The organism is Cellulomonas sp. NEAU-ZC6, from assembly GCF_056844425.1.
Window position 1 is genome coordinate 526,441 of record NZ_JBXFYH010000003.1, and the last position, 25,534, is coordinate 551,974.

Below are 25,534 nucleotides of genomic sequence, written 5' to 3' on the forward strand. Positions count from 1 at the left end.
GGGGATCGGAGACATCGGTGAGCGCTGTACGCACACGCACGAGGTGGGCGGCGAGCCTCGCCGCGGTGGGGGCGATGGTCGGGACGTCCCTGGCCGCCGCGGTCCCCGCCGCCGCGGCGGAGGACACCCACACCATCGCGCAGGTCCAGGGCACGGGCGACGCGTCCCCCCTGGCCGGCCAGACGGTCACGACGTCCGGGGTGGTGACGGCGGTCTACGCGACCGGCGGCTTCCGCGGCTACGTCATCCAGACCCCGGGCACCGGCGGCGGCGACGCCGCGGGCCGGACGGCCTCGGACGCGGTCTTCGTGTTCTCGCAGGCGACCGCGGCCTCGGTGGCGACGGGCGACCTGGTCCAGGTCACCGGTGCGGTCTCCGAGTACCAGGGCCTGACCGAGATCACCGTGGCGAGCGCGGCCGGCCTCGTCCAGCTGGACGGCGACGCGGCCGTCGAGCCGGTGACCGGCACCTGGCCCGCCGACGCGACGGCCCGCGAGGCGCTCGAGTCGATGCTCTACCTGCCGTCGGGCGACCTCACGGTCTCCAACACGTACAGCACCCACCAGTACGGCGAGGTCGGCCTGGCCGCCGGCACGACGCCGCTGGTCCAGCCGACGGAGGTCGCCGCTCCCGGCACCCCCGAGTACGCCGCGGCGGTCGCGGACAACGCGGCCCGGGCCGTGGTGCTCGACGACGGCGCCAGCACCAACTTCCTGTCCGCGGCGAACACCGGCCTGACCCCGCCGTACGTGTCGCTCGAGAACCCGGTGCGCGTCGGCGCGGCCGCGAGCTTCACGGCGCCGGTCGTGGTCGACTACCGGAACAACGCGTGGAAGCTGAACCCGACGCTCCCGCTGGACGCGGCGAACCCGGCCGGCTACCCGGCCACCTTCGAGAACGACCGCACCGCGGCGCCCGAGGGCCTGGGCGAGGCGGACGTGACGGTCGCGTCGTTCAACGTGCTCAACTACTTCACGACCCTCGGCGCCGACACCGCCACCTGCGAGTCGTACGACGACCGCACCGGTGACCCGGTCACGGTCCGCGAGGGCTGCGACCAGCGCGGCGCCTGGGACCCCGAGGACCTGCAGCGCCAGCAGGACAAGATCGTCGCGGCGATCAACGCCCTCGACGCCGACGTCGTCGGCCTGATGGAGATCGAGAACTCGGCGCGCGTCGACGGCGACGCGGACGAGGCGCTCGCGACCCTGGTCGAGGCCCTGAACGCCGCTGCGGGCGCGGGGACGTGGGCCTACGTGCCCTCGTCGGCCGAGCTGCCCGCGGCGGACCAGCTGGACACCATCACGAACGCGCTGATCTACCGGCCGGCCGCCGTCGAGACCGTGGGCGACGCCCGCGCGCTGGGCACGCAGTCGGGCGACGACCAGGCGTTCGGCAACGCCCGGGAGCCGATCGGGCAGGCGTTCGCGCCGGTCGGCGGCGGCGAGCAGCTGTTCGTGGTGGTCAACCACTTCAAGTCCAAGGGCTCGGCCGGCCCGTGGCCGGGCGACGCCGACGCCGGCGACGGCCAGGGCGCGTCCAACGAGTCCCGCGTGCGCCAGGCCGAGGCCCTGCGCGACTGGGTCCCGACCGTGCAGGGCGACGCCGAGGCGGTCGCCCTGGTCGGGGACTTCAACTCCTACACGCAGGAGGACCCGCTGCAGGTCCTCTACGGCGCGGGCTACACCGACGCCACCATGGCGCTGGACGCGGGGGAGTACTCGTACTCCTTCTCCGGCCTGTCGGGCTCGCTCGACCACGTGCTGCTGAACGAGGCGGCGCTGGAGCGCGCGACCGGCGCGGACGTGTGGAACATCAACGCGGGCGAGTCGGTGGCGCTGGAGTACAGCCGCTACAACGCGCAGGGCACGCTGTTCTACGCCGCCGACCCGTACCGCTCCTCGGACCACGACCCGGTCCTCGTCGGCCTGACCGCCGGAGACGCCGGGTCGACCGGCCCGGTCGACCTCACGCTGCTGAACATCAACGACTTCCACGGCCGGATCGACGCCAACACCGTCGCGTTCGCCGGCACGGTCGAGCAGCAGCGCGCGCAGGCCGAGGCCGCGGGCGGCTCCGCGGTCTTCCTGTCGGCGGGCGACAACATCGGTGCCTCCCTGTTCGCCTCCGCTGTGGCCGAGGACCAGCCGACGATCGACGTCCTGAACGCGCTGGACCTCGACGCCTCGGCCGTCGGCAACCACGAGTTCGACCGCGGGTACGCCGACCTGGTCGACCGCGTCATCGCCGACGGCGGCAACGCGGAGTTCCCGTACCTCGGCGCCAACGTCTACGACACGGGCACGCAGAACCCGGCGCTCGACGAGTACGCCCTGGTCGACGTCGACGGCGTGACCGTCGGCGTGATCGGTGCGGTCACCCAGGAGACCCCGACGCTGGTGACGCCGGGCGGCATCGCCGACCTGGACTTCGGCGACCCGGTCGAGGCGGTCAACCGCGTCGCGGCGCAGCTGTCCGACGGCGACGAGGCCAACGGCGAGGCCGACGTGGTCGTCGCCGAGTACCACGAGGGCGCGGGCGCCGGTACGCCGGACGGCGCGACCCTGGAGGAGGAGATCGCCGCGGGTGGTGCCTTCGCCGACATCGCGACGCTCACCTCGGGCGACGTGGACGTGGTCTTCACCGGTCACACCCACAAGCAGTATGCCTGGTACGGCCCGGCCGAGCCGGAGGCCTCGGGCGAGTGGACCCGGCCGATCGTGCAGACGGGCTCCTACGGCGAGAACATCGGCAAGGTCACGCTGACCTACGACCCGGCCACCGACACGGCGTCCGCGCTGACGGGCACGAACGTCGCCCGCCTCGCGCCCGCCGCCGGCCAGACCCCGGCCGATTTCCTGGCCGCCCTGGTCGCGCAGTACCCGCGGGTCGCCGAGGTCAAGACGATCGTCGACGCGGCGCTCGCCGAGGCCGCGGTCGTCGGCAACCAGCCCAAGGGCTCGGTGACGGCCGACATCACCACCGCCTACGCCGGCGGCGCGTACACGAACGGCGTCTACACCGGTGGCACCCGGGACGACCGGTCCAAGGAGTCGACGCTGGGCAACCTGGTCGCCGACTCGCTGCTGGACACGCTGTCCTCGGACGAGCGGGGCGGCGCGCAGATCGGCGTGGTCAACCCCGGCGGCCTGCGGGCGGAGCTGCTCTACGCGCCCGACGGCACCATCACCTACGCCGAGGCCAACGCGGTCCTGCCGTTCGTGAACAACCTCTGGACCACGACCCTCACGGGCGACCAGGTGGTCACGATGCTCGAGCAGCAGTGGCAGACCAACGCGGACGGCACCATCCCGAGCCGGCCGTACCTGCAGCTCGGCCTCTCCGACAACGTGTCGTACACCTACGACGAGTCGCTGCCCCTGGGCGAGCGGATCACGTCGGTGACGGTCGACGGCGCCCCGATCGACGAGGCGGCGGAGTACCGGATCGGCACGTTCTCCTTCCTGGCCCAGGGCGGTGACAACTTCCGCGTGCTCGCCGAGGGCAGCGGGACGGCGGACTCCGGCCTGGTCGACCGGGACGCGTGGATCGCCTACCTCGAAGCGAACCCGGGCCTGACGCCCGAGTTCGACGAGCGGGCGGTCGGCGTCCCGGCCCTGCCGGACGAGGTCACCGCGGGCACGGAGCTCGCGTTCCCGGTCACCGGGCTGAACCTCACCAGCCTGGGCGCTCCGGAGAACACCACGCTCGACGTCCGGCTGGACGGCACGTCGATCGGCACCGCGGCGGTCACCGCCGGCGCGGCGCAGGTCGCGGTGACGGTCCCGGCCGGCACGACGGCGGGGGCGCACGTCCTCACGCTGGTCGCCGCGCCGAGCGGCACCACGGTCACGCTGCCGCTCACGGTGGCCGCCGCCGAGGAGCCCGAGCCGGAGCTGAAGAAGTCCACGGTCAGTCTCGCGGCGAGCCGGTCCAGCCAGTCCTACGGCACCTGGCTCCCGACGCTGCTGGTCTCGCGGGTCCAGGTCGAGGGCACGTGGTTCCCGTCCGGCACGGTCGAGTTCCGCGAGGGCGACCGGGTGATCGGCCGCTCCCCGGTGGTGCTCGGCCTGGCGCTCGGCTCGGTGCCCCGCACCGCCCCGGTCGGCGCGCACGAGTACACGGCGGTGTTCGTGCCGTCGCGGCCGGACACCGTCGCGGGCAGCACCAGCGCCCCGGTGACGGTCACCGTCAAGCGCTGACCCGACGGCCCCACGACGACGGCCCCCGCCCCGGAGCGATCCGCGGCGGGGGCCGTCGTCGTCCCCGCGACATACTGGCGTTCGTGTACGCCGAACGTCCGTCGGCCCGGGTGCCCGGTGCCGTGCTCTGGCGGGTCTCCGCGGCGGAGGCCGGCGGCAGCGTGCTGCCCGACGGGTGCATGGACCTGATCTGGTCCGACGGCCGGCTGCTGGTGGCCGGGCCGGACACCCGGGCGCACACGTCGGCTCCCGTGACCCCGGGTCGCCCCGTGCTGGGGCTGCGGCTGCCGCCGGGCGCGGCGCCGGTCCTGCTCGGCACCCCCGCCGACGCCCTCCGCGACCAGCGGCCGGGGCTCGCCGACCTCTGGGGCGCGCGGGCGGCCCGCCCGTGGTCCGACGCGGTGGCCGCGGGCGGCGCCCCCGCGCTCGAGCACCTGGTCGCGGCGCGGCTCGCCGGAGCGGGCGGACCGGCGCGCGACGCCGCCGTGGTCGCCCGGCTCGTCGCTGCCGGGCACGACGCCGCGGAGGTCGCCGACCGGCTCGGCGTGACGACCCGCACCCTGCACCGGCGCTCGCTCGCCGCGTTCGGGTACGGGCCGCGCACGCTCGGCCGGGTGCTCCGCGTGCAGCGCGTGCTGCCGCTGCTGGACGCCGGCCTGCCGCTGGCCGAGGTGGCGCAGCGGGCCGGGTACGCGGACCAGCCCCACCTCTCGCGCGAGGTGCGGGCGCTCACCGGCCGGTCCCCGGCGCAGCTGGCGGCCGACCGCGCGGCGTCGTGACCTCAGGCGGTCGGGGCGAACAGGTCCACCGCCGTGCCGTCGGGGTCGTGCAGCACGGCGTACCGCTGCCCCCAGACGGCGTCCCACGGCGCGACGTGCCCGGTGAACCCGGCGTCGACCATCCGCGCGTAGGTGGCGTCCACCTCGGCCGCGTCCGCGCACCGGAAGGCGAGCGCCGCCCGGTGCCCGCCTGCCGGCGGCTGCCAGTCCGGGTCGAAGGACCGGACGACGTCCACGGTGTCCCAGGCCAGGCGCAGCCCACCGGGCAGGGTGATCTCGACGTGCGGGGCGTCGTCGGCGTCGGCCGGCAGCGCCAGCCCGAGGGCGCGGTAGAAGGCGAGGGTGCGGGGCAGGTCGCCCGCGACCAGCCCGATCATGTCGAGGTGCGGTGTCATGCCCCGACCGTAGGACGCGGCCGGGCGCCGGGTCGTGGACGTTTCGGACACGTCCCCGGCCGGCCCCGGCCGCGGTCCGGTCGCGCTCAGCAGCCGTCGGGCCCGCACGCCTCCGCGTCGGCCGCGCCCGCGATCGTGGGGATCGCCAGCGGCGGGTTCGCGTCCCGCCACGCCTGCGCGAGCAGCTGCGCGAACACCTCGACCGGCTGCGCCCCGGACACGCCGAGCGTGCGTCCGGCCACGAAGAACGGCACGCCCTGGATCCCCAGCGCCGCCGCCTCGGCCTCGTCGGCGCGCACCGCGCCCGCCCCGGCGTCCGACGCCAGCGCGGCGCGCACCGGCTCCGCGTCCAGACCCGCTGCCACGGCGATCTCGACCAGCACCTCGGCGTCGTCGACGACCACACCGTGCTCGAAGTGCGCGCTCATCAGCCGCTCCACGACGTCGGCCGCCACGTCGGCACCACCCAGGTCCTGCGCGACGTGCACCAGCCGGTGCGCGTCGAACGTGTTCGCGGGCACCACGGAGTCGAAGTCGTACGCGAGCCCCACCGAGGCGGCCACGGAGGTCACCTGGTCGAACATCTGCTGCACCTGCGCGACGGGCACGCCCTTGCGCTCGGAGAGCATCTGGGCCTCGGTCATCCCGGGGTGCGCGGACGACGGCTCGGCGTCCGGCTGCAGCTCGAACGAGCGCCACGTGACCCGCACGTGGTCCCGGTGCTCGAACTGCTCGAGCGCCGCGGCGAACCGGCGCTTGCCGATGTAGCACCAGGGGCAGGCGATGTCGGACCAGATCTCGATCTGCAGGTCGGTCATGCGGTGAGGAGCACCTTTCCGGTCGTCGCCCGGGCCTCGAGCGCGCGGTGCGCCTCGGCGGCCTCGGACAGGGGGAACGTCGCGCCGACCCGGACGTCGAGCGTGCCGGCGGCGACGGCGTCGAACAGCTCGCCCGACCGCCAGGTCAGCTCCTCGCGGGTCGCGGTGTGGTGGCCCAGGGTGGGCCGGGTCAGGAAGACCGAGCCGGCGGCGTTCAGCCGTTGGGGGTCGAACGGCGGCACCGGCCCGGAGGCCGCGCCGAACAGCGCCAGCCCGCCGCGGGGACGCAGGGACGCGAGGGACGCCTCGAACGTGCTGCGGCCGACGCCGTCGAACACGGTGTGCACGCCGCGCCCCCCGGTGAGCTCCCGCACCAGCGCGGGCAGCTCCGTGGTCAGGTCGCCGAGCTCGGTGTAGCGGATGACCTCGGCGGCACCGGCGGCGCGGGACAGCGCCTCCTTCTCGGGCGAGCCGACGGTCGTGACGACCCGTGCGCCGCGGGCGGTGGCCAGCTGGGTCAGCAGCAGGCCGACGCCGCCGGCCCCGGCGTGCACCAGCACGTCCTGGCCGGCGAGCACCGGGAACGTCGAGGACACCAGGTAGTGCGCCGTCATGCCCTGCAGCGGCAGCGCGGCGGCGACCTCCTCGGTGACGCCGTCCGGGACGTGCAGCGCGACGACCTCCGGGACCACCACCAGCTCGGCGTACGACGACGGCGCCGAGGCCCAGGCGACGAGGTCGCCGACGGCGAAGTCGCGCACCTCCCGGCCGACGGCCTCGACGACGCCCGACCCCTCGGACCCCGGGACGTGGGGGAACGGCATCGGGTAGGTGCCGTTGCGGTGGTAGACGTCGACGAAGTTCACGCCCGCGGCGCTCAGCCGGACCAGCAGGTCGCGCGGTCCCGGCAGCGGGTCGCCGATCTCGTCGGGGACCAGGACGTCGGGGCCACCGGGCTCGGTGGCGAGGATCGCGTGCATGCGACCTGGAACACCTGGCACGTCGCCCCGCATTCCGGACGGGTCAGGAGACGACCGAGCCGATGCCCTGCTCGCCCAGCCAGCGCACCGCCGCGAACGCCCACTCGCCGGCGGTGTGCCCGACGGCCAGGTTCAGGCCGTGCCGCCCGTGCGGGTAGACGTGCAGCTCGACCGGGACCTGGTGCCGGTGCAGCGCGCCCGCGGCCGCCAGGGCGTGCTCGACGCCCACGGACGGGTCCTCGGCGGTGTGCCAGAGGAACGTCGGCGGCGTGGCGGCGTCGACCCGGAGCTCGACGGACAGCGCGCGTGCCGCCGCGTCCTCGGGGTCGCCGACCAGGTTCAGCCGCGACCCGAGGTGCGGGTGGTCCACCAGCGACACCACCGGGTAGCAGAGCACGGCGGCGTCGGGGCGGCGCACCTCGGCCGGGTCCAGCCCGCCGAGCGCGGCGGCGGCGCGCAGCTCGGCGTCCGTGGCCGTGGCGGCGGTGCCCGCCAGGTGCCCGCCGGCCGAGAACCCGAGGACGGCGACCGGCCCGTCGACCGGCGGGCCGCCGCGGCGGCCCGCGCGCAGGTCGGCCACCGCGAGCAGCACCTCGTGCAGGGCGGCGGGGTACCGGGCCGGCGCGACCGGGTAGTCGAGCCAGTGCGCGCGGACGCCCGAGGCCGCGAGGAACGCGGCGACGGGGCCGTCCTCGTCGGCGGACCGCATCTGGTAGCCGCCGCCGGCCAGCACGAGGACGGCGCCCCGGCTCGGTCCGGCGACGGGCGGGCCGTCGTGCAGCGTGGCACGCTCGGTGGGGGCGGGGGAGTGCGCGGAGGTCACGGGCCGACCCTAGCCGCGCCGGACCACGCGTGCATGAATCTGTGTGCACTCGGATGTATGATCATGCACATGTCCTTCTCCGTCGCCGTCGCAGGCGCCTCCGGGTACGCCGGCGGCGAGACCCTGCGGCTCCTGCTGGGCCACCCCGACGCCGAGATCGGCGCGCTCACCGCGCACTCCAACGCGGGCACCCGCCTCGGCGCGCACCAGCCGCACCTGCGCTCGCTGGCGGACCGCGTGCTCACGCCGACGTCGGTGGACGAGCTCGCCGGGCACGACGTCGTGGTCCTGGCGCTGCCGCACGGGGCGTCCGGCGAGATCGCCGCGGCGCTCGCGGACCGGGGCGACGGGGCCGTGGTCGTGGACCTCGGTGCGGACCACCGGCTGACCGACGCCGACGCCTGGCGCCGGTTCTACGGCACCGACCACGCCGGCACCTGGCCCTACGGCATGCCCGAGCTGCTGCACGCGGGCGAGCAGGCCGCCGTCGCGCAGCGGGACGTGCTGCGCGGCGCGCGCCGGATCGCCGTCCCGGGCTGCAACGTGACCGCGGTGACCCTGGCGCTGCAGCCCGGGGTCGCGGCGGGCGTGCTGGACCCCGCGGACGTCGTCGCGGTGCTGGCCGTCGGTTACACCGGCGCCGGCCGCACGCTCAAGCCGCACCTGCTGGCCTCCGAGGCCCTCGGCTCCGCGCAGCCGTACGCCGTCGGCGGCACCCACCGGCACGTCCCGGAGATCACGCAGAACCTCGGCGTGGCGGGCGCGACGGGCACCCGGCTGTCGTTCACGCCGGTGCTGGTCCCCATGGCCCGCGGCATCCTGGCCACGGTGACGGCGCCTCTGGCGCCCGGCGCCGACGCCGCGGCGGTCCGCGCCGCCTGGGAGACCGCGTACGCCGCCGAGCCGTTCGTCGAGCTGCTGCCCGAGGGCGAGTGGCCGGCGACCGCCGCCACCACCGGTGCCAACACCGCGCTGGTCCAGGTCGCCGTCGACGAGGCCGCGGGCCGGGTCGTCGCCCTGTGCGCGCTGGACAACCTCGTCAAGGGCACCGCGGGCGCCGCGGTGCAGTCGCTCAACCTGGCGCTCGGGCTCCCCGAGCGCACCGGCCTCACCACCGAGGGAGTCGCCCCGTGACCGACGTCGAGACCCAGGGGGTGACCGCCCCGGCCGGCTTCCGTGCCGCGGGCGTCACCGCCGGCCTCAAGGCCTCCGGCAAGCCCGACCTGGCGCTGGTCGTCAACGACGGCCCGCTGCAGGTCGCGGCCGGGGTGTTCACGTCCAACCGCGTCGTCGCCGCCCCGGTGGTCTGGTCCCGCCAGGCCGTGTCCGACGGCGTCGCGACGGCCGTCGTCCTCAACTCCGGCGGTGCCAACGCGTGCACCGGTCCCGAGGGCTTCCTCGACACGCACCGCACCGCGGAGCACGTCGCCGGGGTGCTCGGCACCTCGGCCGGCGACGTGCTGGTCTGCTCCACCGGCCTGATCGGCGAGCGGCTGCCGATGGACCTGCTGCTCGGCGGCGTGTCCGCGGCGGCCGCGACCCTCTCGGCGACCGCCGGCCCCGACGCCGCCACCGCGATCATGACCACGGACACCGTGGCGAAGACCGCGGCGGTGGTCGGCGACGGCTGGACCGTCGGCGGCATGGCCAAGGGCGCGGGCATGCTCGCCCCCGGCCTCGCCACGATGCTCGTCGTGCTCACCACCGACGCCGTCGTCACCGCGGAGCAGGCCGACGCCGCGCTGCGCGGTGCGACGCGCACGACGTTCGACCGCGTCGACTCCGACGGCTGCATGTCGACCAACGACACCGTCCTGCTGCTGGCGTCCGGCGCGAGCGACGTCACCCCGGACCCCGAGGCGTTCGCCACCGCGGTGGCCGCGGTGTCCGCCGACCTGGCCCGGCAGCTGGTCGCCGACGCCGAGGGCGCCTCGCACGACATCGCCGTCACGGTGACCGGCGCCAGCAGCGAGGACGCGGCCGTCGCCGTGGCCCGCGCGGTCACCCGGTCCAACCTGTTCAAGGCCGCCGTGTTCGGCAACGACCCCAACTGGGGCCGGGTGCTCGCCGCCGTCGGCACCGTCCCGGAGGACGTCGCGCCCTACGACGCCGCCCTGCTGGACGTGTCGATCAACGGCGTCCAGGTGTGCCGCGCCGGTGGGGTCGGCGACCCGCGCGAGGGCGTCGACCTGGCCGCGGCTCGGGAGGTGCGCGTCGACGTGGACCTGCACGCCGGTGACGCCACCGCGACCATCTGGACCAACGACCTCACGCACGACTACGTCCACGAGAACAGCGCGTACAGCACATGAGCCTCGACGCCCCGCCGCCGCACGACGCGGCGTTCGACACCCGCACCGACCTGCGCCCCGACCAGAAGGCCGAGGTGCTGATCGAGGCGCTGCCCTGGCTGCAGCGGTTCGCCGGTGCGCTCGTCGTCGTCAAGTACGGCGGCAACGCCATGGTTGACGACGACCTCAAGCGCGCCTTCGCCGAGGACATGGTCTTCCTGCGCCAGGTGGGCCTGCGCCCCGTCGTCGTGCACGGCGGCGGGCCCCAGATCAACGCGATGCTCGACCGGCTCGGCATCGCCTCGGAGTTCCGCGGCGGGCTGCGCGTCACCACCCCGGAGGCGATGGACGTCGTCCGCATGGTGCTCACCGGCCAGGTGTCCCGCGAGCTCGTGGGCCTGCTGAACGCGCACGGCCCGTACGCGGTCGGCCTGTCCGGCGAGGACGGCGGCCTGCTCCGCGCCCGGCGCCGCACCGCGGTCGTCGACGGCGTCGAGGTCGACGTCGGCCAGGTCGGCGACGTCGTCGAGGTGAACCCCGGCGCGGTGCACGACCTGCTCGACGCCGGCCGGATCCCGGTCGTCTCGACGGTCGCGCCCGACATGGACGACCCGACCCAGGTGCTCAACGTGAACGCCGACACCGCGGCGGCCGCCCTGGCCGTGGCGCTCGGTGCGCGCAAGCTCATCGTGCTGACCGACGTCGAGGGGCTCTACACGAGCTGGCCCGACCGGTCCTCGCTCGCCCGGCGGATCCGCGCCGGCGCGCTGGCCGACCTGCTGCCGTCCCTGGACACGGGGATGCGGCCGAAGATGGAGGCCTGCTGGCGCGCCGTGACCGGCGGCGTGGGCCGGGCGCACGTCATCGACGGCCGGCAGCCGCACTCGATCCTCGTGGAGGTCTTCACCTCCGAGGGCATCGGCACGATGGTGCTGCCCGACGACGAGCCCGTCCCGTCCCCGTTCACCGCGCCGATCCCGCGGGTCGCGCCGCCGGCCGTCGACGTCCCGCACCACCACGACCCCGAGGTGAGCTGAGTGACCGAGCAGCACCTGACCGCCGAGCCCGACGGCACCGCCCTGGTGGGCCCCGACTCGGTCGCGCGCTGGACCGAGCGGTACACCCACGCGGTGATGGACACCTTCGGCGCGCCGCAGCGCGTGCTGGTCCGCGGCGAGGGCCCGTACGTGTGGGACGCCGACGGCACCCGCTACCTCGACCTGCTCGGCGGGATCGCCGTCAACTCGCTCGGCCACGCGCACCCGACGCTGACCGCCGCGATCTCCGCGCAGCTCGGCACGCTCGGCCACATCTCGAACTTCTTCGCCAGCCCCACGCAGATCGCGCTGGCCGAGCGGCTGCTCGCCCTGGCCGACGCACCCGAGGGCTCCCGGGTGTTCTTCACCAACTCCGGCACCGAGGCCAACGAGGCCGCGTTCAAGATGGCCCGCCGCAACGGCGAGGGGCCCGGCGGCGTCCGCCGCACCCGGGTCCTCGCCATGGAGGGCGCGTTCCACGGCCGGTCGATGGGCGCGCTCGCGCTGACGTCCAAGGCCGCGTACCGGGAGCCGTTCGAGCCGCTGCCCGGCGGCGTCGAGTTCCTGCCGTTCGGGGACACCGCCGCGCTCGAGGCCGCGTTCGCCGACGGCGCCGGCGACACCGTGGCGGCGGTCTTCCTCGAGCCGATCCAGGGCGAGGCCGGCGTCCTGCCGCTGCCCCCGGGGTACCTGGTCCGGGCCCGCGAGCTCACCGAGGAGCACGGCGCGCTGCTGATCCTGGACGAGGTGCAGACCGGCATGGGCCGCACCGGCGTCTGGCTCGCGCACCAGCACCCGCACCTCGGCGGCGGCATCCGGCCCGACGCCGTCACGCTCGCCAAGGGCCTGGGCGGCGGGTTCCCCGTCGGCGCGGTGGTGGCGTACGGCGAGCGCGCGGCGACCCTGCTCGGCCGCGGCCAGCACGGCACGACGTTCGGCGGCAACCCCGTCGCCGCCGCCGCGGCGCTGGCGACCATCGGCGTAATCGAGCGCGACGGCCTGCTCGCGCACGTCACCGACCTCGGCGCCTGGTGGCGGACGCAGGTCGCCGCGCTCGGGCACCCGCTCGTCGCGGAGGTGCGCGGCGAGGGCCTGCTGATCGCGGTGCAGCTGACCGCCCCGGTCGCGGCCGACGTCGCGGCGCGCGCGCTGGCGGCGGGCTTCGTCGTCAACCCGTGCACGCCCTCGACGATCCGGCTCGCCCCGCCCTACGTGCTCACCCGCGAGCAGGCCGCGACGTTCACCGACTTCGTCGGTGGGCTGCCGCACGACCTGGGACAGGAGCCGACGGCATGACGACCCGGCACTTCCTCCGCGACGACGACCTCAACCCGGCCGAGCAGGCCGAGGTGCTGCGGCTCGGCCTCGCGCTGCGCGCCGACCGGTTCGCGAAGCGCCCCCTCGAGGGCCCGCGCGCCGTCGCGATCATCTTCGACAAGCCGACGCTGCGCACCCAGGTGTCGTTCACCGCGGGCGTCGCCGAGCTGGGCGGCTACCCGCTGGCCGTGGACGGCAACCTGGCCCGGATCGGCGTGCGGGAGTCGGTCGCCGACACGGCCCGCGTGCTGGGCCCGCAGGTCGCCGCCGTGGTGTGGCGGACGCACGCGCAGCACCGCATCGAGGAGATGGCCGCGCACGCCGGCGTCCCCGTGGTCAACGCGCTCACCGACGACTTCCACCCCTGCCAGATCCTGGCCGACCTGCTGACGCTCGCGCAGCACTGGGGCGGGGTCGACGCGCTGCGCGGGCGGACGCTCGCCTACACCGGGGACGGCTCCAACAACATGGCGCAGTCCTACCTGCTCGGCGGCGCCACCGCCGGCCTGCACGTGCGGATCGCCACGCCGGCCGCGTACCTGCCGTCGGCCGAGGTCGTGGCGCGGGCGGCGCAGATCGCGGCGACGACCGGCGGCTCGGTCGTGGTCACCGACGACCTCGCGGCCGCCGTGACCGGCGCGGACGCCGTGGCCACCGACACCTGGGTGTCCATGGGCCAGGAGGACGAGGCCGCCGAGCGCGAGCAGCCGTTCGTGCCCTACCGGCTCGACGCGGCAGCCGTGGCGCTGGCCGCCCCCGGCGCGCTGGTGCTGCACTGCCTGCCGGCCTACCGCGGCAAGGAGATCACCGCCGAGGTGCTCGACGGCCCGCAGTCGGTGGTCTGGGACGAGGCCGAGAACCGGCTGCACGCCCAGAAGGCGCTGCTGACCTGGCTCCTGGAGCGGTCGTGACCGGCGCGCACGCGGACGAGGTGCCCACGACCACGGGTCGCGTCGCCGCGACCAAGGCGGCCCGGCACGCGCTGATCCGCGACCTGCTGTCCCGCCAGTCGGTGCACTCGCAGTCCGAGCTCGCCGACCTGCTCGCGCACCAGGGCGTCACCGTCACCCAGGCCACGCTGTCCCGCGACCTCGTCGAGCTGCGCGCGGTCAAGATCCGCACCCCCACCGGTTCGCTCGCCTACGCGGCGCCGGGGGAGGGCGGCGACCGGTCGCCCGCCCCGGTGGTGGACGCCGAGGCGCTCGCCTCCCGGCTGGCGCGGCTGTGCTCCGAGCTGCTCGTCACCGCCGAGGCGTCCGGCAGCCTCGTCGTCCTGCGCACGCCGCCCGGCGCCGCGCAGTTCCTCGCCTCGGCGATCGACCACTCCGTGCTCCCCGGCGTGCTCGGCACGATCGCGGGGGACGACACCGTCCTCGTCATCGCCCGCGAGGGCGCCGACGGCCCCGAGGGCACGGCGCTGGCCGCGCGGTTCCTCGAGCTCGCGACGACCGGCTGAGCCGGCCCGTCGCCACCCACCCTTCGCAGCACCCAGAGACGAAAGAGAAGAACATGACTGAGCGCGTCGTCCTCGCCTACTCGGGCGGCCTGGACACCTCCGTGGGCATCGGCTGGATCGCCGAGGCGACCGGCGCCGAGGTGATCGCCGTCGCCGTCGACGTCGGCCAGGGCGGCGAGGACCTCGAGGTCATCCGGCAGCGCGCGCTCGACTGCGGCGCCGTCGAGGCCTACGTGGCCGACGCCCGCGACGAGTTCGCCGCCGAGTACTGCATGCCCGCGCTGCGCGCCAACGGCCTGTACCTGGACAAGTACCCGCTGGTCTCCGCGCTGTCCCGCCCGGTCATCGTCAAGCACCTGGTGCGCGCCGCCCGCCAGTTCGGCGCCACGACGGTCGCGCACGGCTGCACGGGCAAGGGCAACGACCAGGTGCGGTTCGAGGTCGGCATCACCTCGCTGGCCCCGGACCTCAAGTGCCTGGCCCCGGTCCGCGACCTCGCGCTGACCCGCGACAAGGCCATCGAGTTCGCCGAGCGCAAGAAGCTCCCGATCGCGACCACCAAGCACAACCCGTTCTCGATCGACCAGAACGTGTGGGGCCGCGCGGTCGAGACCGGCTTCCTCGAGGACATCTGGAACGAGCCGACCAAGGACGTGTACACCTACACCGACGACCCGACGTTCCCGCCGGTCGCCGACGAGGTCGTCATCACGTTCGAGCAGGGCGTCCCGGTCGCGCTGGACGGCGTCCCGGTCACGCCGCTGCAGGCCATCCAGGAGATGAACCGCCGCGCGGGCGCCCAGGGCGTCGGCCGGATCGACATCGTCGAGGACCGCCTGGTGGGCATCAAGTCGCGCGAGGTCTACGAGGCGCCCGGCGCGATGGCGCTGATCGCCGCGCACCAGGAGCTCGAGAACGTCACCGTCGAGCGCGAGCAGGCCCGGTTCAAGCGCCAGGTCGAGCAGCGCTGGACCGAGCTGGTCTACGACGGCCAGTGGTTCTCCCCGCTGAAGAAGTCGCTGGACACCTTCATCGACGACACCCAGCGCTACGTCTCCGGCGAGGTCCGCATGGTCCTGCACGGCGGCCGCGCGACGGTCACCGGCCGCCGCTCGGAGACCTCGCTGTACGACTTCAACCTGGCCACCTACGACTCGGGGGACACCTTCGACCAGTCGGCCGCCCGCGGCTTCATCGAGATCTACGGCCTGTCGTCCAAGCTCGCCGCCGCGCGCGACGTGAAGTTCGGCAACGCCGAGGACCTCGGCCAGCAGGGCGGCATCGGTGCCTGAGCAGGCCGGCGCGCTCTGGGGTGGCCGGTTCGCCGGCGGCCCCGCCGACGCCCTGGCCGCGCTGTCCAAGTCGACGCACTTCGACTGGCGGCTCGCGCCGCAGGACATCGCCGGCTCGCAGGCGCACGCCCGGGTCCTGCACGCCGCGGGTCTGCTGGACGACGCGGCGCTCGCCGGGATGCTCGACGCCCTCGAGCGCCTGCGGGCGGACGTCGCGTCCGGGGCGTTCGTCGCCGCGGAGTCCGACGAGGACGTGCACGGGGCGCTGGAGCGCGGCCTGATCGAGCGTGCCGGGGCCGACCTCGGCGGGCGGCTGCGCGCCGGGCGGTCCCGCAACGACCAGATCGCCACGCTGGTGCGGATGTACCTGCGGGACTCGGCGCGCGCGATCGCCGGGCTGACCCTCGACGTCGTCGACGCGCTGGTCGCGCAGGCCGCCGCGGCGGGCGACGCGATCATGCCCGGCCGCACGCACCTGCAGCACGCGCAGCCGGTCCTGCTGGCGCACCACCTGCTGGCGCACGCGTGGCCGCTGCTGCGCGACGTGGACCGGTACGTGGACTGGGACCGCCGCGCGGCGGTCTCGCCCTACGGCTCCGGCGCGCTCGCCGGGTCCTCGCTGGGCCTGGACCCGGCGGCGGTCGCGGCCGACCTCGGGTTCGACGCGCCGGTCGAGAACTCCATCGACGGCACCGCCGCCCGCGACGTCGTCGCCGAGTTCGCCTGGGTGTCCGCGATGCTCGGCGTCGACCTGTCCCGGTTCGCCGAGGAGGTCGTCCTCTGGTCGACGCACGAGTTCGGCTTCGTCCGCCTGGACGACGCGTACTCCACGGGGTCGAGCATCATGCCGCAGAAGAAGAACCCGGACGTCGCCGAGCTGGCGCGCGGCAAGGCCGGCCGGCTCGTCGGGGACCTCACGGGCCTGCTGACGACGCTCAAGGGCCTGCCGCTCGCGTACAACCGCGACCTGCAGGAGGACAAGGAGCCGGTGTTCGACCAGGTCGACACCCTCACCGTCCTGCTGCCCGCGTTCGCCGGGATGACCGCGACGCTGACCTTCGACACGGACCGGATGGCGGCGCTCGCCCCGCAGGGGTTCTCGCTCGCCACCGACATCGCCGAGTGGCTGGTCCGCGAGGGCGTGCCGTTCCGGGTGGCGCACGAGGTCGCGGGCGCGTGCGTCCGGGCCTGCGAGCAGCACGAGCCGGCCGTCGAGCTCTGGGACCTCACGGACGACGAGCTCGCCGCGATCCACCCCGCGCTGACGCCTGCCGTCCGGTCGGTGCTGTCGGTCGAGGGGTCGGTCGCGTCCCGCTCGGCGCACGGCGGGACCGCCCCCGTGCGGGTGGCGGAACAGCTGGACCGGGCGCGCGCCCGCGCGGCCGAGCTGCGGACCTGGGCCTCCTGAGGGCCCGCGCTTCTGGCACCATCGCGGCGTGAGCAGCGAGCACCAGCAGGGGGACGACACCGCCGCGGCGGCCGTCGTCCCCCTGCTGCTGTCCCGGCCGCCGCGCCTCGGCCCCGTGCGGGTCGTCGCCGTCGACGGCCCGGCGGGCTCGGGCAAGACCACGCTGGCCGCCGCGCTCGCCGAGCGGTGCGCGACCGCCGGCCGGACGGCGCACGTGCTGCACATGGACGACCTGTACGCGGGCTGGAGCGGTCTGGAGGGCGACCTGTGGCCCCGGCTGGCCGCGCAGGTGCTCGAGCCGCTGCGCCGCGGCCGGCCGGGCCGGTTCCAGCGTTACGACTGGGTCGCCGGCCGGTTCGACGGGTGGGTCGACGTGCCCGTCCCCGACGTCCTCGTCCTGGAGGGCTGCGGCTCCGGCCGCCGGGCCGGCGCCCGGGACGTCGGCGTGCTGGTCTGGGTGGAGGCGGACGCGACGACCCGGCTCGCCCGCGGCCTCGCGCGCGACGGCGCCGACGCCCGTGCGCACTGGGAGCGCTGGATGCGGGACGAGGCCGCGCACTACGCGCGGGAGTGCACGCGCGGACGCGCCGACGTGCGGGTCGACGCATGGGGCAGGATGGCCCGGTGAGCCGGACGGACCCGCGGGACGGAGCGAGCGCGGGCGCGCCCGCGGTGCCCGACGCGCCCGACGTGCGCCCCGTGCACGAGGTGCACGGCGTCGTGCCCGCGCGCAGCTGGTACGCCCGCCCCGTGCTCGCGGTGGCCGCCGACCTGCTGGGTGCCCACGTGACCGTGCGCTCCGACGAGGGCGACGTCACCGTCCGGCTGACCGAGGTCGAGGCGTACGACGGCGAGGCCGATCCCGGCTCGCACGCGTTCCGCGGCCGCACCGCGCGGAACGCCGTCATGTTCGGCGAGGGCGGGCGGCTGTACGTCTACCGGCACCTCGGCCTGCACCACTGCGTCAACGTCGTGACCGGCACCGCCGGCCGCGCCGCGGCCGTGCTGCTGCGCGCGGGTGAGGTGCTCGACGGCGTCGAGCTCGCGCGCGCCCGCCGGCTGCGCTCGGGCGTCGTCGACTCCGACCGCCAGATCGCGCGCGGCCCCGCCAGGCTCGCCGTCGCCCTCGGGCTGGACCTGGACGACTACGGCGCGGACCTCACCGAGCCGAGCGGCCGCGTCGTCGTGCACCGGGATCCCGACGCCCGCATCGCGGCGCACGCCACCGGACCCCGGGTCGGCGTCGCCGGCGACGGGGGAGACGCGACCCGGTTCCCGTGGCGGCTGTGGCTGACGGGGGAGCCCACGGTCTCCGCCTTCCGCCCGGCGTATCGCCGGCCGGCGTCGAGCAGCCACCCGCGACGCGGGACGACGCCGGCATGACCACGACCGCCGACGGTGCGGCCCCCGCGGCCGCGCGACGCAAGGAGCACGACGTGACCCACCTCCTGGACGAGCTCGCCTGGCGCGGGCTGGTCGCCCAGACCACCGACCTCGACGCCCTGCGCGAGGCGTTCGACGCCGGCCCGGTGACCTTCTACGCCGGGTTCGACCCCACCGCGCCGAGCCTGCACCACGGCCACCTGGTGCAGCTCGTGCTCATGCGGCACCTGCAGCTCGCCGGCCACCACCCGCTGGCGCTGGTCGGCGGGGCCACCGGCCTCATCGGCGACCCCCGGATGTCGGGCGAGCGCGTGCTCAACACCAAGGACACCGTCGCCGAGTGGGTGGCGCGCCTGCAGGGCCAGATCAGCCGGTTCCTCGACTTCGACGGGGACAACCCCGCGCGGATGGTCAACAACCTCGACTGGACCGGCGAGCTGTCGGCGATCGACTTCCTCCGGGAGGTCGGCAAGCACTACCGGCTCGGCACGATGCTCGCCAAGGACACCGTCGCCCGTCGGCTGGCGAGCGACGAGGGCATCTCGTTCACCGAGTTCAGCTACCAGATCCTGCAGGGCATGGACTACCGGGAGCTGCACCGCCGGTACGGCTGCACCCTGCAGACCGGCGGCAACGACCAGTGGGGCAACCTGCTCTCGGGCGTCGAGCTGATCCGCAAGTCCGAGCGCGCCGCGGTGCACGCCCTGACCACGCCGCTGATCACCAAGGCCGACGGCACCAAGTTCGGCAAGTCCGAGGGCGGGGCCATCTGGCTCGACCCGGAGATGATGAGCCCGTACGCCTTCTACCAGTTCTGGCTCAACGTCGACGACGCCGAGGTGATCGGCTACCTCAAGGTGTTCACGTTCCGCACCCGCGAGCAGATCGCGGAGCTGGAGCAGGCCGTCGCCGAGAAGCCGGCCGCCCGCGAGGCGCAGCGCGCGCTGGCGTACGACGTCACCTCGCTCGTGCACGGAACCGACGCGACCGACAAGGTGATCGCCGCGAGCCGGGCCCTGTTCGGGGGCGGGGACCTGGCCGAGCTGGACGCGGCGACCCTCGGCGCCGCCGTCGCCGAGCTGCCGACGGCGGACGTCCGGGTGGGCGACCCCCTGGTGGACGTGCTCGCCGCGACCGGCCTGGTCGCGAGCAAGGGCGCCGCGCGCCGGGCGGTCGCCGAGGGCGGCGCGTCGGTGAACAACCGCAAGATCGCCGACGACGCCGCGGTCGTGGAGCCCGGCGACCTGCTGCACGGGCGGTGGCTCGTGCTGCGCCGGGGCAAGCGGACCCTCGCGGTCGCGCGGCTGGCGGACGCCTCCGCCTGAGCCCGGCCCACGCCGGCCCGGGTCGCCTCGTGCGCCCCGGGCCGGCGTCCCGGTAGCGGCCCGGTGCCGGTCACGGCACGCTGGTCGGGACGTGACGGGCGTCGCACCGGCGCCCGGGACGGGGCAGCAGGGGTCGCCCCGGCGTGATCCGGGTGAAAGCCCAGGTCAGCAGGGGTGCGGGGGGTGCGCGGCGACCGCAAGGTCGCTCGCTTGACGCTGGACGAAACGTCCGCGTAATGTTCTCCGAGTCGCCCGGCAGGGAGGAACGGACACCGAGGGTTCACCCGGTGGCTGGTCCCGCGGGAGACGACCCCCAGCAGAGCACGCGGACGCTTCGGCGTCTGCAGGGCCGTGCAGGGACCCGGGAGAGGGAGCGGCGTGAGCCGGTCCGGACCTCGGGTAGAGTTCGGGAGCGCTTCGCCGGGTGAACACCGGGTGAACGCGGGCCAGGAACTCTGGTAGATTGGACAACGGAGAGCCTCCGGCCGCGAAGCCCGCAAGGGTGAGTGGGGGATGCGCGTCTGTTCTTTGAGAACTCAACAGTGTGCCTAAGTAGTTGATGCCATATCGGTGCATCGGCTCGGGTGGTTGCCTCGTTCGGGGTGGCTTTCGGGTTGGTGTGCTTTTTTGGTGTCGTGGGTCTGGCCCTGCTCCGTCTGGGTCGGCCCGCACAGCCATGTTGAACTGGCTGCCCCTTCGTCAGCGTGGGGGTGGTCGTTTCGTGTGTCGGTGGACTGCTGCCTTCGGGTGGTGGTTGCCATGTAGACATCAACGGAGAGTTTGATTCTGGCTCAGGACGAACGCTGGCGGCGTGCTTAACACATGCAAGTCGAACGGTGAAGCCCAGCTTGCTGGGTGGATCAGTGGCGAACGGGTGAGTAACACGTGAGTAACCTGCCCCTGACTCTGGGATAAGCCTTGGAAACGAGGTCTAATACCGGATACGAGACGCTCGGGCATCCGAAGTGTCTGGAAAGATTTATCGGTCAGGGATGGACTCGCGGCCTATCAGCTTGTTGGTGGGGTAGTGGCCCACCAAGGCGACGACGGGTAGCCGGCCTGAGAGGGCGACCGGCCACACTGGGACTGAGACACGGCCCAGACTCCTACGGGAGGCAGCAGTGGGGAATATTGCACAATGGGCGCAAGCCTGATGCAGCGACGCCGCGTGAGGGATGAAGGCCTTCGGGTTGTAAACCTCTTTCAGCAGGGAAGAAGCGCAAGTGACGGTACCTGCAGAAGAAGCGCCGGCTAACTACGTGCCAGCAGCCGCGGTAATACGTAGGGCGCAAGCGTTGTCCGGAATTATTGGGCGTAAAGAGCTCGTAGGCGGTTTGTCGCGTCTGCTGTGAAAACTCGAGGCTCAACCTCGGGCTTGCAGTGGGTACGGGCAGACTAGAGTGCGGTAGGGGTGACTGGAATTCCTGGTGTAGCGGTGGAATGCGCAGATATCAGGAGGAACACCGATGGCGAAGGCAGGTCACTGGGCCGCAACTGACGCTGAGGAGCGAAAGCATGGGGAGCGAACAGGATTAGATACCCTGGTAGTCCATGCCGTAAACGTTGGGCACTAGGTGTGGGGCTCATTCCACGAGTTCCGTGCCGCAGCAAACGCATTAAGTGCCCCGCCTGGGGAGTACGGCCGCAAGGCTAAAACTCAAAGAAATTGACGGGGGCCCGCACAAGCGGCGGAGCATGCGGATTAATTCGATGCAACGCGAAGAACCTTACCAAGGCTTGACATACACCGGAAACTTCCAGAGATGGTTGCCCCGCAAGGTCGGTGTACAGGTGGTGCATGGTTGTCGTCAGCTCGTGTCGTGAGATGTTGGGTTAAGTCCCGCAACGAGCGCAACCCTCGTCCTATGTTGCCAGCGGGTCATGCCGGGGACTCATAGGAGACTGCCGGGGTCAACTCGGAGGAAGGTGGGGATGACGTCAAATCATCATGCCCCTTATGTCTTGGGCTTCACGCATGCTACAATGGCCGGTACAAAGGGCTGCGATACCGCGAGGTGGAGCGAATCCCAAAAAGCCGGTCTCAGTTCGGATTGGGGTCTGCAACTCGACCCCATGAAGTCGGAGTCGCTAGTAATCGCAGATCAGCAACGCTGCGGTGAATACGTTCCCGGGCCTTGTACACACCGCCCGTCAAGTCACGAAAGTCGGTAACACCCGAAGCCGGTGGCCCAACCCTTGTGGGGGGAGCCGTCGAAGGTGGGACTGGCGATTGGGACTAAGTCGTAACAAGGTAGCCGTACCGGAAGGTGCGGCTGGATCACCTCCTTTCTAAGGAGCTTCTGACGCTCTGCCTGGTGCAGGGTGTGCAGAGACCAGGCCCGGACCGTACGCGTTCGGGGTGGTGCTCACGGGTGGAACATCAACTACGGCGACCTCTTGCTGGGTCGGCATCGCGTCAGTACTCCGCCTTCGGGTGGTCGGAACCTCGCACCGCTGATCTGGTCGGGTCGCCTGGGCACGCTGTTGGGTCCTGAGGGAACAGCCCGCTTTGGGGGTGTTGCTTCATGACGGGCCCGGTCGGTCGGTCGAACCGCTCACACCAGCTGGTGGGGGCAGGCGCCGGCGGAAGACCTGGGGATCGTTCGTTGTTTGAGAACTGCACAGTGGACGCGAGCATCTTTTAAAGTAATGTCTTTGTGGTCAAGTTTTTAAGGGCACAGGGTGGATGCCTTGGCACTAGGAGCCGAAGAAGGACGTTGTAGCCTGCGATAAGCCTCGGGGAGTTGGCAAACGAACCGTGATCCGAGGATGTCCGAATGGGGAAACCCCGCACGAGTCATGTCGTGTGACCCGCACCTGAATATATAGGGTGTGTGGAGGGAACGCCGGGAAGTGAAACATCTCAGTACCGGCAGGAAGAGATATTCCGTGAGTAGTGGCGAGCGAAAGCGGATGAGGCCAAACCGTATGCGTGCCAAGCCGGCAGGCGTTGCGTGTACGGGGTTGTGGGACCTTTCCGATGGATCTGCCGATCCGTCAGGGAGTCAGAAAGCCGCGTTATAGTCGAAGGGCATTGAAAGGCCCGGCACAGAGGGTGGTACCCCCGTAGACGAAATGACGTGGCCTCCCGAAGGGGATCCCAAGTAGCACGGGGCCCGAGAAATCCCGTGTGAATCTGGCAAGACCACTTGCTAAGCCTAAATACTACCTAGTGACCGATAGCGGACAAGTACCGTGAGGGAAAGGTGAAAAGTACCCCGGGAGGGGAGTGAAATAGTACCTGAAACCGTGTGCCTACAATCCGTCGGAGCCTCCCTAGCAGGGGTGACGGCGTGCCTTTTGAAGAATGAGCCTGCGAGTTAGTGGTACGTGGCGAGGTTAACCCGTGTGGGGAAGCCGTAGCGAAAGCGAGTCCGAATAGGGCGATACAGTCGCGTGCTCTAGACCCGAAGCGAAGTGATCTAGCCATGGGCAGGTTGAAGCGCGGGTAAGACCGCGTGGAGGACCGAACCCACCTGGGTTGAAAACCGGGGGGATGACCTGTGGTTAGGGGTGAAAGGCCAATCAAACTTCGTGATAGCTGGTTCTCCCCGAAATGCATTTAGGTGCAGCGTCACGTGTTTCTTGCCGGAGGTAGAGCTACTGGATAGCCGATGGGCCCCACCAGGTTACTGACGTTAGCCAAACTCCGAATGCCGGTAAGTGAGAGCGTGGCAGTGAGACTGCGGGGGATAAGCTCCGTAGTCGAGAGGGAAACAGCCCAGACCACCAGCTAAGGCCCCTAAGCGTATGCTAAGTGGGAAAGGATGTGGAGTTGCACAGACAACCAGGAGGTTGGCTTAGAAGCAGCCACCCTTGAAAGAGTGCGTAATAGCTCACTGGTCAAGTGATTCCGCGCCGACAATGTAGCGGGGCTCAAGTATACCGCCGAAGCTGTGGCATTCACATTTCAGGCAGGCCTTCGTGGTCCAGCCGTGTGGATGGGTAGGGGAGCGTCGTGTGGCGGGTGAAGCTGCGGGGTAACCCAGTGGTGGACGCCACACGAGTGAGAATGCAGGCATGAGTAGCGAATGACGGGTGAGAAACCCGTCCGCCGAATGATCAAGGGTTCCAGGGCCAGGCTAATCCGCCCTGGGTAAGTCGGGACCTAAGGCGAGGCCGACAGGCGTAGTCGATGGACAACGGGTTGATATTCCCGTACCGGCGAAGAACCGCCCATACCGAGCCCGGTGATGCTAAACGCCCGAGCCGCCGCACCGACTCCTTCGGGAGTCACCGCGGCGGGGAGCGCGTGACCCGATCCGGTAGTAGGTAAGCGTATTAACAGGAGTGACGCAGGAAGGTAGCCCAGCGTGGCGATGGTAGTCCACGTCCAAGGCCGTAGGGCGAGTGGTAGGCAAATCCGCCACTCACATAGCCTGAGAACCGATGGTGACAGCGTATGCTGGATGATTGGGTGATCCTATGCTGCCGAGAAAAGCTTCGACGCGAGGTTCTAGCCGCCCGTACCCTAAACCGACTCAGGTGATCAGGTAGAGAATACCAAGGCGATCGAGAGAATCGTGGTTAAGGAACTCGGCAAAATGCCCCCGTAACTTCGGGAGAAGGGGGGCCTGAAGCGTGTACCGGCTTGCCCGGGAAGCGTGGAGGGCCGCAGAGACCAGGGGGAAGCGACTGTTTACTAAAAACACAGGTCCGTGCGAAGTCGCAAGACGATGTATACGGACTGACGCCTGCCCGGTGCTGGAAGGTTAAGAGGACGGGTCAGCCGCAAGGCGAAGCTCAGAATTTAAGCCCCAGTAAACGGCGGTGGTAACTATAACCATCCTAAGGTAGCGAAATTCCTTGTCGGGTAAGTTCCGACCTGCACGAATGGCGTAACGACTTCCCCGCTGTCTCAACCGCGAACTCGGCGAAATTGCACTACGAGTAAAGATGCTCGTTACGCGCAGCAGGACGGAAAGACCCCGGGACCTTTACTATAGTTTGGTATTGGTGTTCGGTGCGGCTTGTGTAGGATAGGTGGGAGACTGTGAAGCCGGCACGCCAGTGTCGGTGGAGTCAACGTTGAAATACCACTCTGGTCGCTCTGGATATCTAACCTCGGTCCGTGATCCGGATCAGGGACAGTGCCTGATGGGTAGTTTAACTGGGGCGGTTGCCTCCTAAAATGTAACGGAGGCGCTCAAAGGTTCCCTCAGCCTGGTTGGCAATCAGGTGGCGAGTGCAAGTGCACAAGGGAGCTTGACTGTGAGACTGACAGGTCGAGCAGGGACGAAAGTCGGAACTAGTGATCCGGCGGTGGCTTGTGGAAGCGCCGTCGCTCAACGGATAAAAGGTACCCCGGGGATAACAGGCTGATCTTGCCCAAGAGTCCATATCGACGGCATGGTTTGGCACCTCGATGTCGGCTCGTCGCATCCTGGGGCTGGAGTAGGTCCCAAGGGTTGGGCTGTTCGCCCATTAAAGCGGTACGCGAGCTGGGTTTAGAACGTCGTGAGACAGTTCGGTCCCTATCCGCTGCGCGCGCAGGAAACTTGAGAAGGGCTGTCCCTAGTACGAGAGGACCGGGACGGACGAACCTCTGGTGTGCCAGTTGTTCCGCCAGGAGCACGGCTGGTTGGCTACGTTCGGAAGGGATAACCGCTGAAAGCATCTAAGCGGGAAGCCTGCTTCAAGATGAGGTTTCCACGCCCCCTCGAGGGGTGAGAGGCTCCCGGCTAGACCACCGGGTAGATAGGCCGGATGTGGAAGGCAGGACGCAAGACTGCCGCAGCTGACCGGTACTAATAAGCCGACAACTTCACCACAACACTTTGTGTTGCTACGCGTCCACTGTGCGGTTCCCGAACCACGAGCACCCTGCCGTCAGGTATGTGCTTTGACAGTTCGACAGAGTTACGGCGGTCATAGCGAAGGGGAAACGCCCGGTCCCATTCCGAACCCGGAAGCTAAGCCCTTCAGCGCCGATGGTACTGCACTCGCCAGGGTGTGGGAGAGTAGGACGCCGCCGGACATCCATTCACGAAGAGCCACCCCGCAAGGGGTGGCTCTTCGTGTTTCCCGG

At 71.7% G+C, this 25,534-nt stretch carries 17 protein-coding genes and 3 rRNA genes; 16 read left to right on the top strand and 4 right to left on the bottom strand.

The window, feature by feature from the left end:
* Positions 1–74: 74 nt before the first annotated feature.
* Together AC1050_RS15950 and AC1050_RS15955 are read left to right on the top strand one after the other, a co-directional pair.
* On the top strand, positions 75–4,202 hold the full coding sequence (locus AC1050_RS15950; RefSeq protein WP_482388380.1) for an ExeM/NucH family extracellular endonuclease: 4,128 nt from the start codon (positions 75–77) through the stop codon (positions 4,200–4,202).
* Positions 4,203–4,285: 83 nt separating this feature from the next.
* Positions 4,286–4,981 (top strand): helix-turn-helix domain-containing protein, encoded by a 696-nt coding sequence (locus tag AC1050_RS15955; protein ID WP_482388381.1) that lies wholly within the window; start codon positions 4,286–4,288, stop codon positions 4,979–4,981.
* A gap of 2 nt (positions 4,982–4,983) precedes the next feature.
* Here AC1050_RS15955 and AC1050_RS15960 read toward each other — a convergent pair whose 3' ends face one another.
* From AC1050_RS15960 to AC1050_RS15975, 4 genes are all read right to left on the bottom strand, one after another.
* Positions 4,984–5,376, bottom strand: coding sequence for a VOC family protein (locus tag AC1050_RS15960; RefSeq protein ID WP_482388382.1), 393 nt, complete (start codon positions 5,374–5,376; stop codon positions 4,984–4,986).
* Between the two features lie 86 nt (positions 5,377–5,462).
* Positions 5,463–6,194, bottom strand: a complete 732-nt coding sequence (locus tag AC1050_RS15965; protein ID WP_482388383.1) for a DsbA family oxidoreductase — start codon at positions 6,192–6,194, stop codon at positions 5,463–5,465.
* The gene (locus AC1050_RS15970; RefSeq protein WP_482388384.1) at positions 6,191–7,174 is read right to left on the bottom strand and encodes a quinone oxidoreductase family protein; all 984 of its coding nucleotides are present in this window, start codon (positions 7,172–7,174) and stop codon (positions 6,191–6,193) included. Before AC1050_RS15970 ends, AC1050_RS15965 begins: the two co-directional genes overlap by 4 nt.
* Positions 7,175–7,217: 43 nt before the next feature.
* A complete protein-coding gene (locus AC1050_RS15975) occupies positions 7,218–7,997 on the bottom strand; it encodes an alpha/beta hydrolase (RefSeq protein ID WP_482388385.1) in 780 nt (259 codons plus the stop codon).
* A 63-nt stretch (positions 7,998–8,060) separates the two neighbouring features.
* On the opposite strand from AC1050_RS15975, the gene argC reads away from it, so the two are divergent.
* The 14 genes from argC to rrf all read left to right on the top strand — a co-directional run bounded on the left by argC (position 8,061) and on the right by rrf (position 25,483).
* Positions 8,061–9,131: an N-acetyl-gamma-glutamyl-phosphate reductase gene (gene argC / locus AC1050_RS15980; RefSeq protein WP_482388413.1), complete on the top strand. Its 1,071-nt coding sequence runs from the start codon at positions 8,061–8,063 to the stop codon at positions 9,129–9,131.
* Positions 9,128–10,309 (top strand): bifunctional glutamate N-acetyltransferase/amino-acid acetyltransferase ArgJ, encoded by a 1,182-nt coding sequence (argJ, locus tag AC1050_RS15985; RefSeq protein ID WP_482388386.1) that lies wholly within the window; start codon positions 9,128–9,130, stop codon positions 10,307–10,309. Before argC ends, argJ begins: the two co-directional genes overlap by 4 nt.
* A complete protein-coding gene (gene argB / locus AC1050_RS15990; protein WP_482388387.1) occupies positions 10,306–11,325 on the top strand; it encodes an acetylglutamate kinase in 1,020 nt (339 codons plus the stop codon). Before argJ ends, argB begins: the two co-directional genes overlap by 4 nt.
* Positions 11,326–12,621, top strand: coding sequence for an acetylornithine transaminase (locus tag AC1050_RS15995; protein WP_482388388.1), 1,296 nt, complete (start codon positions 11,326–11,328; stop codon positions 12,619–12,621).
* The gene (argF, locus tag AC1050_RS16000) at positions 12,618–13,553 is read left to right on the top strand and encodes an ornithine carbamoyltransferase (protein ID WP_482388389.1); all 936 of its coding nucleotides are present in this window, start codon (positions 12,618–12,620) and stop codon (positions 13,551–13,553) included. The genes AC1050_RS15995 and argF overlap by 4 nt, the downstream gene beginning before the upstream one ends.
* Positions 13,550–14,098, top strand: coding sequence for an arginine repressor (locus tag AC1050_RS16005; protein WP_482388390.1), 549 nt, complete (start codon positions 13,550–13,552; stop codon positions 14,096–14,098). The genes argF and AC1050_RS16005 overlap by 4 nt, the downstream gene beginning before the upstream one ends.
* 53 nt (positions 14,099–14,151) lie before the next feature.
* Positions 14,152–15,390 (top strand): argininosuccinate synthase, encoded by a 1,239-nt coding sequence (locus AC1050_RS16010; protein ID WP_482388391.1) that lies wholly within the window; start codon positions 14,152–14,154, stop codon positions 15,388–15,390.
* Positions 15,383–16,798, top strand: a complete 1,416-nt coding sequence (argH, locus tag AC1050_RS16015) for an argininosuccinate lyase (RefSeq protein ID WP_482388392.1) — start codon at positions 15,383–15,385, stop codon at positions 16,796–16,798. Before AC1050_RS16010 ends, argH begins: the two co-directional genes overlap by 8 nt.
* A gap of 28 nt (positions 16,799–16,826) precedes the next feature.
* Positions 16,827–17,426, top strand: a complete 600-nt coding sequence (locus tag AC1050_RS16020) for a uridine kinase family protein (protein WP_482388393.1) — start codon at positions 16,827–16,829, stop codon at positions 17,424–17,426.
* Positions 17,427–17,470: 44 nt separating this feature from the next.
* On the top strand, positions 17,471–18,181 hold the full coding sequence (locus tag AC1050_RS16025; RefSeq protein WP_482388414.1) for a DNA-3-methyladenine glycosylase: 711 nt from the start codon (positions 17,471–17,473) through the stop codon (positions 18,179–18,181).
* 53 nt (positions 18,182–18,234) lie between these two features.
* Complete coding sequence (gene tyrS, locus AC1050_RS16030) at positions 18,235–19,506, top strand: tyrosine--tRNA ligase (protein WP_482388415.1); 1,272 nt, start codon at positions 18,235–18,237, stop codon at positions 19,504–19,506.
* 768 nt (positions 19,507–20,274) lie between these two features.
* Positions 20,275–21,795 (top strand): 16S ribosomal RNA (locus AC1050_RS16035).
* A 370-nt stretch (positions 21,796–22,165) separates the two neighbouring features.
* Positions 22,166–25,277 (top strand): 23S ribosomal RNA (locus tag AC1050_RS16040).
* An 89-nt stretch (positions 25,278–25,366) separates the two neighbouring features.
* Positions 25,367–25,483: ribosomal RNA gene (gene rrf, locus AC1050_RS16045) — 5S ribosomal RNA — on the top strand.
* The 16S, 23S and 5S rRNA genes sit together here, the layout of an rRNA operon.
* The last annotated feature ends 51 nt before the right edge of the window (positions 25,484–25,534 follow it).